Consider the following 558-nt stretch of genomic DNA (forward strand, 5'->3'; position numbering starts at 1 on the left):
GGTGGGTGGGGGGTGGGGGTGTGGTTGTTTGTTGTGGTGTTTGTTGGGTTTTGGTTGGGGTTGGTTTGGGGGGGTGGTTTGGTGTGGGTTGGGGTGGTTTGTGTGGTTGGGTGTGTTGTGTTGTTTTTGGTGTTGGGTTTGGGGGTGTGTGTGGTTTGTTGGTTTTGGTGGTGTGGGTGGTTTTTGGTTTTGGTGTGGGTGTTGGGTTTGTTGGTGTGTTGGTTGGGGTGTGGGTGGGGGTGGGGGTGTTGGTTTGGGTTGGGGTGCGGGTGGTTGGGGTTTGGTGTTTGGTTGTGTCTGTGTTTTGGTGTCGGTGTTGTTTTGTGGGGGTTTGGTTTGGTTTTTTGTTTGTGGGGTTTGGGGGTTTGGTTGTTGTTGGGTTTTTTTTTTTTGTTGGTTGGGTTGTGGTTGTTTGGTGTTGGGGTTGGTTTTTGGGTTGGTGGTGTTTGGGTTGTTGGTTTGTGGTTGGGGGGTATTGGGTTTTTGTTTATTGTGGGTGGGGAGTGTGTTGTTTTGTATTGTTTTGGGGTTGGGTTTTGTGGTGGTGGGGTTGGGGGT

1 pseudogene is annotated in these 558 nt (G+C 50.9%); it reads right to left on the reverse strand.

Going from position 1 to position 558, the window contains the following annotated elements:
• Positions 1 to 558: pseudogene (locus tag ACTHTU_RS11190) on the reverse strand (hypothetical protein); the annotation flags it as partial.

The organism is Neisseria sp. P0020.S005, assembly GCF_051957055.1.
GTDB classification, from domain to species: domain Bacteria; phylum Pseudomonadota; class Gammaproteobacteria; order Burkholderiales; family Neisseriaceae; genus Neisseria; species Neisseria subflava_A.